The following is a 14,647-nucleotide window of genomic DNA, read 5'->3' on the forward strand; positions in this document are numbered from 1 at the left end:
TCAATCCTCGTAGGAATGGCCGGCCCTGAGGCCATCGCGCACACGCGCCGCTATCGCCAGGAACTCCGGCGTCTCGCGGATGTCGAGCGGCCGCTCGCGCGGCAGCGTCGATTCGATCACGTCGGTGACACGGCCTGGACGCGGCGACATCACCACGATGCGCGTCGACAGATACACCGCCTCCGGGATCGAGTGGGTGACGAAGCAGATCGTCTTGTTGGTCCGCCGCCACAGCTGCAAAAGCTGCTCGTTGAGATGGTCGCGCACGATCTCGTCGAGCGCGCCGAACGGCTCGTCCATCAGCAAAAGGTCGGCGTCGAAAGCGAGCGCGCGCGCGATCGAGGCGCGCTGCTGCATGCCGCCGGACAGCTGCCAGGGATACTTCTTCTCGAAGCCCGAGAGATTGACGAGGTCCATGGTGCGCTTGATGCGCTCCTGCTGCTCGGTCTTGGGCAGGCCGATGATCTCGAGCGGCAGCCCCACATTGCGCTCGATGGTCCGCCACGGCAGCAGTGCCGCCGCCTGGAAGACATAGCCATAGGCCCGCGCCTCGCGCGCCTGCTCGGGCGACATGCCGTTGATCGAGATGGTGCCCTCGGTCGGCTTTTCGAGATCGGCGATGACACGCAGGAAGGTCGTCTTGCCACAGCCAGAGGGGCCGATAAACGAGACGAACTCGCCCTTGTTGATGGTCAGGTCGACATTCGAAAGCGCCCTCACCGGGCCGTCATTGGTCTGAAAGGTCAGCCCCAGTTTTCTGGCTTCGACGACGGCGTTCTGTTCGACGCTTGTCGCCGTGGCTTGATTGACTGTCATGAGCATTGCCCGACTTTACCCCACATAGTGCCATCCTCTCCGAAGATGAGGGAAGCGTCCACTTGATCGGGATGTTTTTCCTGTCGCCGGCACACAATGCCCGGCGCGTCCTGCTGCCGCGCTGCGCGGCCGCCATCCCTTCACGGTACCTGAAAATCGCCAGCGCGAATTCATGGACTGCACCCCGCCGTTCCGGACGGGGCCAGCAACGATGCGTCGGCGGCCGTCTCGACCAGCCGCCGCATCCTGATCACACGCCCGTCGCCGGGATGCCTGTGCGTTCGACTTTGCGCGGCGCAGTGATCTCTTTCCACTGCGACAGCGCCCGGTTGACGGCGGCATGCGGCTCGCGGGCGACGAACTCGCCATGGCCGGGATTGGCCCTGACCTCGTGCTCCTGGATCGCCAGTTCGCCACGGGTGAAGACGAAGCGCGGCAGGCCCGTCACCTCGATGCCCTCGAAGACGTTGTAATCGATGACCGATTGCTGGGTCTTGGCCGCGATCGTCTTCTTGCGCTTGGGATCCCAGACAATGATGTCGGCATCTGCGCCTTCGACGATGGCGCCTTTCTTCGGATACATGTTGAGGATCTTGGCGATGTTGGTCGAGGTCACCGCGACGAACTCGTTCATCGTCAGGCGGCCGGTGTTGACGCCCTTGGTCCACAGAACCGGCATGCGATCTTCGAGGCCGCCGGTGCCGTTGGGGATCTTGGTGAAATTGCCGACGCCGGTGCGCTTCTGCGCGGTCGTGAACGAGCAATGGTCGGTCGCCACCACCTGCAGCGAGCCCGCCTGCAAGCCGGCCCACAGGGAATCCTGGTGCAGCTTGTTGCGGAAGGGCGGGCTCATCACCCTGCGTGCGGCGTGATCCCAATCCTTGTTGAAATATTCGGTCTCGTCGAGCACCAGGTGCTGGATCAGCGGCTCGCCATAGACGCGCATGCCCTTCTGCCGGGCCCGGCGGATCGCCTCATGCGCCTGCTCGCAGGAGGTGTGAACGACATAGAGCGGGCTGCCCACCATGTCGGCGATCATGATGGCGCGGTTCGTCGCCTCGCCCTCGACCTCGGGCGGCCGCGAATAGGCATGCGCCTCGGGCCCGTTGTTGCCTTCGGCCAGAAGCTTGGCCGACAGCTGAGCCACCACATCGCCATTCTCGGCATGGACCAATGGCAGCGCGCCGAGCTCGGCGCAGCGCTTGAACGACGAATACATCTCGTCGTCGTCGACCATCAGGGCGCCCTTGTAGGCCATGAAGTGCTTGAACGAGGTGATGCCCTTGTCGACGACCTGGGCCATCTCGTTGAACACCTGTTCGCCCCACCAGGTGATCGCCATGTGGAAAGAGTAGTCGGAACAGGCCTTGGAGGTCTTGTTGTCCCACATCTGCAGCGCTTCGAGCAGCGACTGCCCCGGCGACGGCAGGCAGAAATCGACCACCATCGTGGTGCCGCCGGACAGCGCCGCACGCGTGCCGCTCTCGAAGTCGTCGGCCGAATATGTGCCCATGAACGGCATTTCGAGATGGGTATGCGGGTCGATGCCACCGGGCATGATGTAGCAGCCGGTAGCGTCGAACTCGTGGTCGGCGTGCAGATTCTCGCCGATGGCGACGATCTTGCCATGCTGGATCAGCACGTCGGCCTTCCACGTCCGGTCGGCCGTGACGATGGTGCCATTTCTGATGACTTTGCTCATTTCAGTTCCCCAATTTCTGCCGCGCTTCTTGTGAGCGCTTCGGCATGGTTCAGATCATGTAAGGACAGCCACTCCGCGCAGGCAAAGCGCAGAAAGCCCTTCCCCAACAAGGGAAAAGGCTGCCGGCGCGGCAATGTCGGTCGAAAAACTCACTCGACGATCTCCGCCGTCTCGACCACGGCATGGAACAGCACGTCGCAGCCGGCGGCGGCCCATTCCGGATAGATCTCCTCGGCTTCGTTGTGGCTCAAGCCGTCGACGCATGGACAAAACACCATTGCCGTCGGCGCCACGCGGTTGATCCAGCAGGCATCGTGGCCGGCGCCCGAGACGATGTCGCGGTGGCTGTAGCCGAGCCGTTCGGCGGCATCACGCACGGCCTTGACGCAATCCTTGTCGAAGGCGACCGGATCGAAATGGCCGACCTGCTCGATCTCGTAGGAGATATCCAGCGCCTCGCAGATGGTGGCGATGCCCTCGCGGATGCGCGCATCCATCGTGTCCAGCACCTCCTTCTCCGGCGAGCGGATATCGATGGTGAAGACGGTGCGGCCGGCGATGATATTGCGCGAGTTCGGATAGACCTCCATGTGGCCGACAGCGCCAACGGCATCGGGCTGGTAGTCCATGGCGATCTCGTGCACCAGTTCGGTCACCCTGGCCATGCCGAGGCCGGCGTTACGGCGCTTGGGCATCGGCGTCGAGCCGGTGTGGCTCTCGCGGCCGGTCAGCGTCACCTGCAGCCACTTCAGGCCCTGGCCGTGGGTGACCACGCCGATCTCGATGTCCTCGTCCTCGAGGATCGGCCCCTGCTCGATATGCAGCTCGAAGAAGGCCTTCATCTTGCGGGCTCCGACCTTCTCGGTGCCCTTCCAGCCGATGCGCGCCAGCTCGTCGCCGAACAGCTTGCCATGCGCGTCCTTGCGCTCATAGGCCCAGTCCTGGCCGAGCACGCCGGCAAACACGCCCGACGCCAGCATGGCCGGCGCAAAGCGGGTGCCTTCCTCGTTGGTCCAGTTGGTCACCACGATCGGATGCCTGGTCTTGATGCCCAGGTCGTTGAGGCTGCGGATCACTTCGAGGCCACCGAGCACGCCCAGCACGCCATCGAACTTGCCGCCCGTCGGCTGCGTGTCGAGATGGCTGCCGACATAGACTGGCAACGCCTCGGGATCGGTGCCCTCGCGGCGGGCAAACATGGTGCCCATCTCGTCGACGCCCATGTCGAGCCCGGCTTCGTCGCACCACTTCTTGAAAAGATGACGGCCCTCGCCGTCCTCATCGGTCAGCGTCTGGCGATTGTTGCCGCCGGCGATGCCGGGGCCGATCTTCGCCATTTCCATCAGCGAATCCCACAAACGGTCTGAATTGATTCGCAGATTTTCGCCTGGGGCGGCCATGGTGACGTCCTCTCATTCTCTTGTTCTGCCCGGAAATCCCAGCGGTTCCCGGCGCTGGCTTTCCGTTGTCAGGCTTTCGCCCGAAGCCCCGCCCGCAAGGAGCGGAACTCCTGTCCTTGTCGGAGCAAGACCCTGATGACGGCGCCATCAGGGTCCGGGCTCCATGCGCCGCGCGCCCACCAGGGGCGCGCGGGCAAAAATCAGTCGATCATCCTTAGCACTTCGCGGACATGATCGATCAGCTCGTTGATCTGGCCCTTGGTGATGATGAGCGGCGGCGACAGCGCGATGATGTCGCCGGTGGTGCGGATCAGCGCGCCGCGCTCGAACGCCTTCACAAAGGCCGAGAAGGCACGCTTGGTCGGAGCGCCGGCAATCGGCTGAAGCTCGATCGCCCCGATCAGGCCGATGTTGCGGATGTCGATGACATGCGGCTCGCCCTTCAGCGAATGCAGCGCCTCTTCCCAGTAGGGTGCAAGTTCGGCGCCGCGGGTGAGAAGCCCCTCTTCCTTGTAGGTGTCGAGGGTCGCAAGTGCCGCGGCCGAGGCGATCGGGTTGCCCGAATAGGTGTAGCCGTGGAAGAACTCGATGAGATGCTCCGGGCCAGTCATGAAGGCGTCGTGGATTTCCTTCTTCACGAACACCGCGCCCATCGGGATCACGCCGTTCGACACGCCCTTGGCAGTGGTGATGATGTCGGGGACGACGCCGAAATAGTCGGCCGCAAACGGCGTGCCGAGACGGCCGAAACCAGTGATGACCTCGTCGAAGATCAACAGGATGCCGTGCTTGGTGCAGATGTCGCGCAGGCGCTGCAGATAGCCCTTCGGCGGGATCAGCACGCCGGTGGAGCCGGCGACCGGCTCGACGATGACGGCAGCGATGGTCGAGGCGTCATGCAGGGTGACGATGCGCTCCAGCTCGTCGGCCAGCTCGACGCCATATTCCGGCTCGCCCTTGGTGAAGGCGTTCTTGGCCGGCAGGTGGGTATGCGGCATGTGGTCGACGCCGCCCAGAAGCGTGCCGAACATCTTGCGGTTGGTGACGATGCCGCCGACCGAGATGCCGCCGAAATTGACGCCGTGATAGCCGCGCTCGCGGCCGATGAGGCGGGTGCGCGCGCCCTCGCCCTTCACGCGCTGGTAGGCGATCGCCATCTTCAGCGCGGTGTCGACCGATTCCGAACCGGAATTGGTGAAGAACACATGGTCCATGCCTTCGGGCGCGATGTCGACGAGGCGGTTGGCCAGTTCGAAGACGATCGGATGCCCCATCTGGAAGGCCGGCGCATAGTCGAGCTCTGCGGCCTGCTTCTGGATCGCTTCGGTGATCTTGGGCCGGCAGTGGCCGGCATTGACGCACCACAGGCCTGCGGTGCCGTCGAGGATTTTGCGTCCGTCGCTGGACGTGTAGTGCATGTCCTTGGCGGCGACCATCATGCGTGGCGCCTGCTTGAACTGCCGGTTCGAGGTGAACGGCATCCAGAATGCACTGAGATCGTTAGGCGTGACTTTCAGCCTGTCGGACATGGACCAAGCTCCCTTTCTTCCCCTGTTAGGTTTGGCCAACGCTTGGTCTTTGGCGCGCTTTCGTGCTACGCAATTTTTTGACCGATTGGACAAACGTTAGCACCGCCGCATCGGCGGTCAAGGGATTACTATCGGAAATGAAGCGTCCGGGGCGCGCTCCACAGGTCGGCAAGAACTGGTCCAGCGGATTGGTCCAGATCGCTCCGGTTTTCCTCCCCCAACACGAAATGTGGTGACCATGGAAGGCTCGACACCCCGCGGCCGCACCCGCATCCAGCAGGAGAAGCGAGAAGTCATTCTCGAAGCGGCACTCGAGGTGTTCTCGGCCAACGGCTTCCGCGGCTCGACCATCGACCAGATCGCCGAGGCGGCGGGCATGTCGAAACCCAATCTGCTCTATTATTTCCGCCGCAAGGAAGACATCCACGAAACGCTGATGCACCGGCTGCTGGAAACCTGGCTGGCGCCGCTGAAGGAGTTCGACAACATCGGCGACCCGATGACCGAGCTCAGGAGCTACATCAGGCGCAAGCTCGAAATGGCGCGCGACTATCCGCGCGAAAGCCGCCTCTTCGCCAACGAGATCCTGCAGGGTGCGCCGCGCATCATGCCGATGCTCGAAGGCGAACTGAAGGAACTGGTCGACGAAAAGGTCGAGGTCATCAAGGGGTGGATGCGGGCGGGCAAGATTGCCAGGACCGACCCCTGGCACCTGATCTTCGCCATCTGGGCGACGACCCAGCACTATGCCGACTTCGACGTCCAGGTCCGCGCCGTGCTTGGCCCGAACCGCGGCGGCGACGGCCGCTTCGAGGATGCAGCCCGATTTCTCGAACAGCTGTTCCTCGAGGGCCTCAGACCCAAGGGCGACTGACCGCGCCGGGCGGCCAGCCCCCTGCTTTCTGCCCGCTACGGCCTTGGCGCCATGAATTCGTCGCGCGAGAGCCTGCCGTCGGCATCGCGATCGAAGGCAGCGATCACGGCGGGACGATCGCCGTCGCCGCCGACTTCCCGGGCCGACAGGAAACCATCCTTGTCGGCATCGACCGCGGCAAAGGCCCTGTCGACAAGAGCGCGGTGATGCGCTTCGAACTCGCTGAAATTCAGCCGGCCGTCGCCGTCGAGGTCCATCTTCCCGAATTCGCCGGCGCGATCCTGTTTCGGCCCCTCGCCTGCGGGCACGCGCACCGACAGAGCCACCGGCTTGCTGCCCGCTTCGGGGGCAACGCGCATGACGAACATCAGGCCGGGCTCGGCCTTGTCGGGCTTCGGCTCGGCCGGAGGCTCGGCTGCGGCGGTTGCGCCGCGCGCGAACTTGCTGATCAGCTTGCCGCCGAACTCGTCGGGGCTGAGCGCGCCATTGCCGTCGGCGTCCAGCTGCTTGAACGCGGCCTGCAGGTCGGGCAGCGCGGTTGCCGGCGACACGGCGAGGCCGACGCCGCCGACCGCGACGAGCGTGGCGAAAAGGGCCATCGAGGGCCGTGCGTAGAGGCGAAGTCTGGTCATGTTTCTTTCCCATGCTGTCGGGCCCGATGCGGGCTGGGTTGGACATGCCGCTTCGGCCAGATAGGCGTCGATGAAACTGCGCACGACCTCGCTGGCCGGCTTCCCCTCGGCCCGGCTGCGGGCCATCAGAGCCTGCTTGGTCTCATGAGGAATCCGGATTTCCAGCGTTTCGCTTTTCTTGGGGGCTCGGGTCATGGCGCATCTCATCTTCGCCGTCGGCTTGGCGGCCCGCCGATCAGGACAGGCCGCAGCATTCATTGAAACACCAGAGGCGTCCCGATGCAGGCGTTTTCGTGTCCGGACAGACTGATTTCATCTCGTTTGAAGACACGACCGCTGTGCGAACACCGTCCACGGAAGCAGAAGAAAGTTCTTTGATCAGAGCAACTTGGCAGGCAAGGCTGAATCAACATCTTCGCCGCCGACTGCACCAGCCACCCGCTGCGATCACCGGCGGAAGCCCACCAGCGCCACGTTGCTGACGTCACCGTTGATTCGAGATGTCGCTTCGTCCGTCACCTTCGGGAGAACCAATTCAAGGCTCGACCGAGAGGTCCTGGCATTCTGAGTTGAGGGGAATTGGATGACCGCGTTCCGCCATATCTTTCGAATGCCCAGTTGCCAGCCACAATCTCGAGCGTGTCATCCCGAAAGTAAAACAGGAACTGGCGCGAGTTCGGCGCGTCCGGCGAGATTGTTTCCCAATCGCCGGCCCTGACTGGCCTGGCATCGCCACTCACCTCATAGAATTCGCCCCATTCGGGCGCGGCCCCGCTGAACAATCCCTCTCCCGCGAACCATGCGTGATCGTTCGTGCTGTCCCAGCGCCAACGACTGCAGCTTCCAAAGGCCAGGACGCCAATTTCTCCGGCGCGGGCATCATAGGCCCAATGGTTCAGCAAAAATTCTATTCGGACCGTGTCGCCTTCGACAGATAGCTCGACGCAGGGAGCATTTGGGTCCGCGTTCCAGTCAAGGTTCAGATGCTTGAAGGTCAGTCCCACCATAAGAGATTGGTATTCGAAACATAGCGAGGCTGCCAGCCCGCCGAGCTATAGTTTCTCATCTCCTCGATTTTTAGTTTCCCGCTGCGATCACCAGGAGAAAACTGCCCGCCAGCGCAACATTGCTGACCACGCCGTTGATTCGCTGGGCGCGATCCGCCCCCTGGTGATCCCAGAAATTGTTGAACATCAGCGTTCCGGCGATCAGGAAGACGATCAGGGCCGACGCCGCATAGACCGCATGAAAGCCGGCCGCCAGCATCAGTCCGGCAACGATCTGCAGCACGATGCCGGCCCACAGCACTAATCGAGCCTGCGGCACACCGCGCGCCGTCATCATTCCCGACAGAAGCCTTGAGTTGGCGATGTTGCGCAGGCCGGCAAAGACGAAGGCGCCGCCGAGCAGGAGGCGGCCGACGACAGCCAGCGCCAAAATATCACTTTCGAACATGACAGCTCCTTGTGCGGCCGCCATCGGCGACCGCTGAAAATGACTCTGATGTTGGGCGAATTGCTGAGGTCAGGCGGCCTTGGCGGCCGCGACGGGGTGCAGGGCGTGGAAAGCCACGCACAGCCGGTTCCAGGTGTTGATCATGCCGACCGCCAGCGTGAGCTTGACCAGCTCTTCGGCCGAGAAATGCTTGAGCGCTTCCGCATAAAGCTCGGCCGGCACGCCGGCGTCGGCGATGTTGGTCACCGTCTCGGTCCAGGCAAAGGCCATGCGCTCGCGGTCGCTGAACAGCGGCGATTCCTTCCAGGCAGCGACCAGCCACAGGCGCTGTTCAGTCTCGCCATCCTGCTTGGCCTCGCGGTTGTGCATGTCGACGCAATAGGAGCAGCCGTTGATCTGCGACGCCCTGAGCTTGATCAGGTGAAGCAGGCCGTGTTCCAGCCCGCATTCGTTGATTGCCGTGTTCAGCGCCACCACCTGCTTCATCAGTTCAGGCGCGGCGGCGAAGAAATTGAGCCTCTGCTTCATGGTATCATCCTCTTGCTTGTGTCTTGGGTCGGGTATTCTGCGGCCGCTGGTTCGACGCGACGAAGGCGCAGCTGGCGGCGACGATGCGCTGGTCGGTGTTGGCGGTGAAGTCGGCGACGATATCGGAGAGCCGCGTCTCGCCGAGTGCTGTGCGATAGGCGCGCTCGGCCTTGAGCATGGCGACATTGATGCCGCAGGGTTTTACATAGGCCGCAGGCTCGAGTGCGTAGTTGCCCTTCTGCCTGATCTCGCCGCAGCGAAATGCCGGTTCCCTGCCCTCGATCGCCAACACGATGTCGAGCAGCGTGATCCTGTCGGCCGACCGGGCCAGCCGGTAGCCGCCATTGGGGCCCGGCACCGACTCCAGCACCTTCGCCGCCGTCAGCGCCTTGAGATGCTTGAGCAGATAGCTCGGCGACAGGCCGAAAGCCTCCGCCATGGCATTGCCCGGCAGGGTGCCGTCGCCGTCGACGCCAGCCAGCATCGCCGCGCAATGGATCGCCGCCTCCACGCCGTCACCAAGCTTCATCGCCACCTCCTTAATCGTGGATAATTCATATCGTGGATAAATTTTATCCGCAATAGGCCCATGTGAAAATCTTGAAAGAACGACCGGATGCTCAGTCCTTCGGCAGCTGTTCGATGGTGAAGATGCCGTCGATGTCCTGCATGGCGACATAGGTAACGTCTGGCACTTCGAAGCGCAGGCGCATCTGCCTGACGGCATCGACAAGATCGATCGCCCAGCCCTCTTTGAGGCGCCAGGCGGCGATGTCGTCCATGACAGGGAAAACCTTGGCGCAGGCCGGATCGACCTCGATCTGCATGCCGCCGATGGTCATGTCGCGCTTGAGCACGACGTCGCAGCGCTTGTCGCCGCTCTCGTCGCGGATTTCCCATTTGCCGAGAAAGTCCTCGACCTCGGCCTTGTCGAGCGTATCGAGGTCCAGTGACTTGAGATCGTCGGCCAGAGCCGCGCCGGTCAGCAGGCCTGCCGCGACCAGAATTCCCGCCCCCATCAGACGCATTCCAGGCCCTCCCGCCTCACAGCCGGACGATATCGGCATGCGTGCGCCTTTGTCGAGATTGTCGGGCTGGCCGGGATCGGCCCTCGAGACGATCAGCCGGGATCGGGCGCACCTTGCGCCGGCGTCACGTGGCTGAGAACGCAGGTCCAGCCCATATCGTGACGGACGAAGACGTCGGTGGTCCATTCGTCGGCAGAGAACCGCCGGCCGCGAAAGTGGCCGCTGTTGATCACCCGCGCCGTGCAGACCGCCATCGTGCCATGGATCGCCACCCTGGGCTCGCCGACGCTGCGCATCATGTCGTGAGTGAGGTCGCCGGAGGCCACCTGCGCGAGAAAATCCGCCTTCGCGGTCGCGCCGTCGGGGCCGACGATGATCCAATCGTCGGCCATGAAGCCGCCAATGGCGACAGCGTCGTTGGAGACGATCGCACCCGCCCAGGCAAGAGCGAGTTCAACGATCTCGCTCCTGTCGCCCATGGCTCGCTCCCTATTCCGCGGCCACCTTGGCCATCGGGTTGTTGGGATGGGTCGTCCAGTTGGCGTAGTTGGGCGACACAGGCTTGCCGGTGCGCTTGTCCATGGCGCCAACGGCCAGCGGCTCCATGGTGATGCAGCCCTCGACCGGGCAGACATTGACGCACAGATTGCAGCCGACGCACTCTTCTTCGATCACCTCGAAATGCCTGGCGCCGTCGAGCATGCTGGTGATCGCCTGGTGCGAGGTGTCCTCGCAGGCGATGTGGCAGCGGCCGCACTTGATGCAGGCGTCCTGGTCGATATGCGCCTTGGCGACATAGTTGAGGTTGAGATACTGCCAGTCGGTGACATTGGGCGTGGCGCGGCCGACGATGTCGTCGAGCGACTTGTGGCCCTTCTCGTCCATCCAGTTTTCGAGACCGGCGATCATCTCCTGCACAATCTTGAAGCCATAGGTCATGGCCGCCGTGCAGACCTGAACGTTGCCGGCGCCCAGCGCCATGAATTCGGCCGCATCGCGCCAGGTGGTGATGCCGCCGATGCCGGAGATCGGCAGGCCGGCGGTTTCAGGATCGCGCGCGATCTCGGCCACCATGTTCATGGCGATCGGCTTGACCGCCGGGCCGCAATAGCCGCCATGCGAGCCCTTGCCGTCGATGGTCGGCTGCGGCGCAAAGCTGTCGAGATCGACGCCTGTGATCGAGTTGATGGTGTTGATCAGCGACACCGCGTCGGTGCCGCCGGCAAGTGCTGCCCGCGCCGGCTTGCGCACGTCGGTGATGTTGGGCGTGAGCTTGGTGATGACGGGCATGCGGGTGTTTGCCTTGCACCAGCGCACCACCATCTCGATATATTCGGGCACCTGACCGACGGCCGCACCCATGCCGCGTTCCGACATGCCGTGCGGGCAGCCGAAATTGAGCTCGATGCCGTCGGCGCCGGTCTCCTCGACCACAGGCAGGATCGCCTTCCAGGCCTCCTCGACGCAAGGCACCATCAGCGACACGACGATGGCCCGGTCGGGCCACTCCATCTTGGTCTGCTTGATCTCGCGCAGATTGGTCTGAAGGTCGCGGTCGGTGATCAGCTCGATGTTGTTGAGGCCGAGCAGGCGCCGGTCGGCGCCCCAGATCGCGCCATAGCGCGGACCGTTGACGTTGACGACGGGCGGGCCTTCCTCGCCAAGCGTCTTCCACACCACGCCGCCCCAGCCTGCCTTGAAGGCGCGGACGACGTTGTAGGCCTTGTCGGTCGGCGGCGCAGACGCCAGCCAGAACGGGTTGGGCGACTTGATGCCGACGAAATTATTGCGAATGTCTGCCATCTCAGCCTCCCTTAGCTCATCAAGGCGCGGTTGATGGATTCAGCCGCGTCGCGGCCTTGCGCCACCGCCGAAACCGTCAGGTCGTCGCCGCCGAAAATGCAGTCGCCGCCGGCCCAGACCTTGGCCAGCGACGTGCGTCCCTCCCCGTCGACCTTGATGCGGCCGCCTTCCATGGCAACCGAGGGCCCGCTGCCATTGAGCGTCGAGGCCTCGAAGCTCTGTCCGATGGCCTTGAACACCTGATCGGCCACAAGCCGCACCGTCTCACCGGTGCCCGACAGCTTGTCGCCCTTCATGGCGGTGTATTCGAGCTCGATGGCGACGACCTTGCCGCCTTCGGAGACCACCTTCCTGGGCTGCAGCCAGTGACGGATGACGACGCCGTTGGCCGCCGCCAGATCCTGTTCGAAGACCGAAGCGTTCATGTGCTCCTGGCCGCGGCGATAGCAGATCGTCACCTCCTCGGCGCCGAGCAGCTTGGACTGCACGGCGGCGTCGACCGCCGTCATGCCGCCGCCGATAACGACGACACGGCGTCCGACCGGCAAGCTCGCAAGGTCGCTTGCCTGGCGCAGGGTCGAGATGAAGTCGACGGCATTGGCAACGCCATCGGCGTCCTCGCCTTCGGCGCGCAGCGCGTTGACGCCGGCGAGGCCGAGGCCGAGGAACACGGCGTCGTAAGACGCGGTGAGGTCGGCGAGATGGTAGTCGCGCCCGAGCGCCTTGCCGTTCTCGGTCGTGATGCCGCCGATGGCGGTCACGTAATCGACCTCCGCCTGGGCGAAGTCGTCGGTGCTCTTGTAGGCAGCGATGCCATATTCATTGAGGCCGCCGGCCTTGGGCCGGGCCTCGAGGATGGTGACCTCATGGCCATGGCGGGCGAGCCTGTGGGCCGCGGCAACACCTGCGGGGCCGGCGCCGACGACGGCTATCTTCTTGCCGGTCGCAGCGGCGCGCTTGTAGAACTGCTTGCCCTCCTCCATCGCCACGTCGGTGGCGTAGCGCTGCAGGCGGCCGATCTGCACCGGCTTGCCTTCGGCGACCTCGCGGACGCAGACCTCTTCGCACAGTGTCTCGGTCGGGCAGACGCGGGCGCACATGCCGCCGAGGATGTTCTGGTCGAAGATCGTCTTGGCCGACCCCATCGGATTGCCGGTCGAAATCTGGCGGATGAACATCGGAATGTCGATCGATGTCGGACATGCCTGCATGCACGGCGCGTCGTAGCAGAAATAGCAACGATCGGACTCGACCAGCGCCTCGTGATGGTCGAGCGGCGGGTGCAGGTCGGAGAAATTCTCGGCGTATTGAGCTGACTCAAGGCGGCCGCCGACTATGCCTTCCTTGAAAAGACCTTCTGCCATTCCAGTTCCCCAGTTTTTATTGATTTTGAGGAAGCGTAGCACTTTCTATTTTTTTATCAATTGGTCAATTTTCAAGCTAAGTGATTGAAATCGCCTAAAATTAACATGACTTTTGTTGTCATGATTTGTTCCCAATAGTTGCTGCATCGCAGTAAATTTCACGATCCTGTCGGAATTCCGTCGGGGTCGGCGTCCTATGATGGTCCTGCCGCACCACGGCGATCGATGCGCCGACCAAAGACGGCAGCAAATGCAAGGGAGCCGGATCATGCCGCATACCCCGCAATCCTTCTTCTGGTACGAATTGATGACGACCGACCTGGACGCCGCTGAGGCCTTCTACACCTCAGTCGTCGGCTGGCGCGCCGAACCCTTCGACAAGACGCCGGGCATGCCCCGCTACATCGTCGTCCATGCCGGCGACCGCGGTGTCGGCGGCCTGATGAACCTGCCTGACGAAGCCAGGAAGATGGGCATGCCACCCGCCTGGATCGGCTACATCAACACAGGCGATGTCGACGCCTCGGTGGCGTCGTTGACAAAGGCCGGCGGCGCCGTCTTCAGGGCGCCTGACGATATCCCCGGCGTCGGGCGCTTTGCCGTCGTCGCCGACCCGCAGGGCGCGGCTTTCATGTTCCTGCGGCCAAACGGTCCCGACCAGCCGGCGGTGCCGCTGGACACGTTGGGGCATGTCGGCTGGCACGAACTCTTCACCACCGACTGGCAAAAGGCCCTCGACTTCTATTCGACCGAGTTCGGCTGGGGCAAGGACGAGCAGTTCGACATGGGTGAAATGGGCATCTACCAGATGTTCAACGCCGGCGAAGGCATGATCGGCGGCATGATGAACAAGCCCGAGCAGATGCCTGCGCCGGCCTGGCAGTTCTACTTCAACGTCGCCGCCATCGACGCCGCCACCCGGCGCGTCACCGACAATGGCGGCAAGACGCTGATGGGACCGATGCAGGTGCCCGGCGGCCAGTGGATCGTGCAATGCCAGGACCCGCAAGGTGCCCACTTCGCCTTGCTGGCGCCGGTGAGGTAGGCACGGAGGTGCGCTCTGCTGCCTTCTCCCCTTGTGGGGTGAGGAGTGGTGGCCGAAGGCCAGGAAAAGCCAACGATTTGGCTTTTCCAACAACGAACGCCCGGAGCCTTAGCGGAGGGCCGGGAGAGCCGGCGGATGAGGGGCGCTGGACGGAGTGCCACCTTTAAGGTTGTGCGCCATTCCTGCACTTCCTTTTGCGCCCTCTCATTTCGTCCAGCACCCCTCATCCGTCTCGGCGCTGCGCGCCGATCCACCTTCTCCCACAGGGGGAGAAGGCAAGTGCGCGCACGTCATCCCAGGCGAGACGTCAAGGCAAGGACCCGGCCGTGCTCGATAACGGTCCAGTCAATTGGTCCCTGCCAACCTGCTTCCCTCCTGGTTCCGGGATGACGACTTTCGGTGCTTCGCGGCCCGTCGCGGCTGCTCGCCATAAGCGCCGAAAATGAAGATTGATGGCACCAGAGCGCATCG

14 protein-coding genes are annotated in these 14,647 nt (G+C 63.5%); 2 read left to right on the forward strand and 12 right to left on the reverse strand.

Annotated elements, in window-relative coordinates; all coding sequences use genetic code 11:
- From B015_RS0115570 to B015_RS0115585, 4 genes are all read right to left on the reverse strand, one after another.
- Entirely contained in the window at positions 1 to 822 is an 822-nt protein-coding gene (locus B015_RS0115570; RefSeq protein ID WP_018428645.1) for an ABC transporter ATP-binding protein, read from the reverse strand.
- 244 nt (positions 823 to 1,066) lie between these two features.
- On the reverse strand, positions 1,067 to 2,518 hold the full coding sequence (hydA, locus tag B015_RS0115575) for a dihydropyrimidinase (protein WP_018428646.1): 1,452 nt from the start codon (positions 2,516 to 2,518) through the stop codon (positions 1,067 to 1,069).
- Between the two features lie 149 nt (positions 2,519 to 2,667).
- Positions 2,668 to 3,918 carry a Zn-dependent hydrolase gene (locus B015_RS0115580; RefSeq protein WP_018428647.1) on the reverse strand — a complete coding sequence of 417 codons (1,251 nt, stop codon included), beginning with the start codon at positions 3,916 to 3,918 and terminating at the stop codon, positions 2,668 to 2,670.
- Positions 3,919 to 4,118: 200 nt separating this feature from the next.
- Positions 4,119 to 5,447 (reverse strand): aspartate aminotransferase family protein, encoded by a 1,329-nt coding sequence (locus B015_RS0115585; protein ID WP_026227330.1) that lies wholly within the window; start codon positions 5,445 to 5,447, stop codon positions 4,119 to 4,121.
- A gap of 238 nt (positions 5,448 to 5,685) precedes the next feature.
- Between B015_RS0115585 and B015_RS0115590 the strand changes: the two genes are divergently transcribed.
- Positions 5,686 to 6,321, forward strand: a complete 636-nt coding sequence (locus B015_RS0115590; RefSeq protein ID WP_018428649.1) for a TetR family transcriptional regulator C-terminal domain-containing protein — start codon at positions 5,686 to 5,688, stop codon at positions 6,319 to 6,321.
- Positions 6,322 to 6,356: 35 nt separating this feature from the next.
- Here B015_RS0115590 and B015_RS30975 read toward each other — a convergent pair whose 3' ends face one another.
- From B015_RS30975 to B015_RS0115635, 8 genes are all read right to left on the reverse strand, one after another.
- Positions 6,357 to 6,953, reverse strand: a complete 597-nt coding sequence (locus B015_RS30975; protein ID WP_198292861.1) for an EF-hand domain-containing protein — start codon at positions 6,951 to 6,953, stop codon at positions 6,357 to 6,359.
- Positions 6,954 to 8,030: 1,077 nt separating this feature from the next.
- Positions 8,031 to 8,408 (reverse strand): DoxX family protein, encoded by a 378-nt coding sequence (locus tag B015_RS0115605; protein ID WP_040456797.1) that lies wholly within the window; start codon positions 8,406 to 8,408, stop codon positions 8,031 to 8,033.
- 69 nt (positions 8,409 to 8,477) lie between these two features.
- Complete coding sequence (locus B015_RS0115610; RefSeq protein WP_018428653.1) at positions 8,478 to 8,936, reverse strand: carboxymuconolactone decarboxylase family protein; 459 nt, start codon at positions 8,934 to 8,936, stop codon at positions 8,478 to 8,480.
- 4 nt (positions 8,937 to 8,940) lie between these two features.
- Positions 8,941 to 9,465 carry an Rrf2 family transcriptional regulator gene (locus tag B015_RS0115615; protein ID WP_018428654.1) on the reverse strand — a complete coding sequence of 175 codons (525 nt, stop codon included), beginning with the start codon at positions 9,463 to 9,465 and terminating at the stop codon, positions 8,941 to 8,943.
- Positions 9,466 to 9,556: 91 nt separating this feature from the next.
- Complete coding sequence (locus B015_RS0115620) at positions 9,557 to 9,955, reverse strand: AprI/Inh family metalloprotease inhibitor (protein WP_210162988.1); 399 nt, start codon at positions 9,953 to 9,955, stop codon at positions 9,557 to 9,559.
- A 101-nt stretch (positions 9,956 to 10,056) separates the two neighbouring features.
- On the reverse strand, positions 10,057 to 10,443 hold the full coding sequence (locus B015_RS0115625) for a nuclear transport factor 2 family protein (RefSeq protein WP_018428656.1): 387 nt from the start codon (positions 10,441 to 10,443) through the stop codon (positions 10,057 to 10,059).
- 10 nt (positions 10,444 to 10,453) lie between these two features.
- Entirely contained in the window at positions 10,454 to 11,767 is a 1,314-nt protein-coding gene (preA, locus tag B015_RS0115630; protein WP_018428657.1) for an NAD-dependent dihydropyrimidine dehydrogenase subunit PreA, read from the reverse strand.
- An 11-nt stretch (positions 11,768 to 11,778) separates the two neighbouring features.
- A complete protein-coding gene (locus B015_RS0115635) occupies positions 11,779 to 13,131 on the reverse strand; it encodes an NAD(P)-dependent oxidoreductase (protein ID WP_018428658.1) in 1,353 nt (450 codons plus the stop codon).
- A 268-nt stretch (positions 13,132 to 13,399) separates the two neighbouring features.
- On the opposite strand from B015_RS0115635, the gene B015_RS0115640 reads away from it, so the two are divergent.
- Positions 13,400 to 14,176: a VOC family protein gene (locus tag B015_RS0115640; protein ID WP_026227331.1), complete on the forward strand. Its 777-nt coding sequence runs from the start codon at positions 13,400 to 13,402 to the stop codon at positions 14,174 to 14,176.
- The last annotated feature ends 471 nt before the right edge of the window (positions 14,177 to 14,647 follow it).

Origin of the sequence: Hoeflea sp. 108, assembly GCF_000372965.1 — a bacterium.
GTDB lineage: Bacteria > Pseudomonadota > Alphaproteobacteria > Rhizobiales > Rhizobiaceae > Aminobacter.

Excerpts from the sequence above, each read along its gene's own strand:
- B015_RS0115570 (WP_018428645.1), bottom strand. The coding sequence starts at position 822 with ATGCTCATGACAGTCAATCAAGCCACGGCGACAAGCGTCGAACAGAAC.
- hydA (WP_018428646.1), bottom strand. The coding sequence starts at position 2,518 with ATGAGCAAAGTCATCAGAAATGGCACCATCGTCACGGCCGACCGGACG.
- B015_RS0115580 (WP_018428647.1), bottom strand. The coding sequence starts at position 3,918 with ATGGCCGCCCCAGGCGAAAATCTGCGAATCAATTCAGACCGTTTGTGG.
- B015_RS0115585 (WP_026227330.1), bottom strand. The coding sequence starts at position 5,447 with ATGTCCGACAGGCTGAAAGTCACGCCTAACGATCTCAGTGCATTCTGG.
- B015_RS0115590 (WP_018428649.1), top strand. The coding sequence starts at position 5,686 with ATGGAAGGCTCGACACCCCGCGGCCGCACCCGCATCCAGCAGGAGAAG.
- B015_RS30975 (WP_198292861.1), bottom strand. The coding sequence starts at position 6,953 with ATGACCAGACTTCGCCTCTACGCACGGCCCTCGATGGCCCTTTTCGCC.
- B015_RS0115605 (WP_040456797.1), bottom strand. The coding sequence starts at position 8,408 with ATGTTCGAAAGTGATATTTTGGCGCTGGCTGTCGTCGGCCGCCTCCTG.
- B015_RS0115610 (WP_018428653.1), bottom strand. The coding sequence starts at position 8,936 with ATGAAGCAGAGGCTCAATTTCTTCGCCGCCGCGCCTGAACTGATGAAG.
- B015_RS0115615 (WP_018428654.1), bottom strand. The coding sequence starts at position 9,465 with ATGAAGCTTGGTGACGGCGTGGAGGCGGCGATCCATTGCGCGGCGATG.
- B015_RS0115620 (WP_210162988.1), bottom strand. The coding sequence starts at position 9,955 with ATGGGGGCGGGAATTCTGGTCGCGGCAGGCCTGCTGACCGGCGCGGCT.
- B015_RS0115625 (WP_018428656.1), bottom strand. The coding sequence starts at position 10,443 with ATGGGCGACAGGAGCGAGATCGTTGAACTCGCTCTTGCCTGGGCGGGT.
- preA (WP_018428657.1), bottom strand. The coding sequence starts at position 11,767 with ATGGCAGACATTCGCAATAATTTCGTCGGCATCAAGTCGCCCAACCCG.
- B015_RS0115635 (WP_018428658.1), bottom strand. The coding sequence starts at position 13,131 with ATGGCAGAAGGTCTTTTCAAGGAAGGCATAGTCGGCGGCCGCCTTGAG.
- B015_RS0115640 (WP_026227331.1), top strand. The coding sequence starts at position 13,400 with ATGCCGCATACCCCGCAATCCTTCTTCTGGTACGAATTGATGACGACC.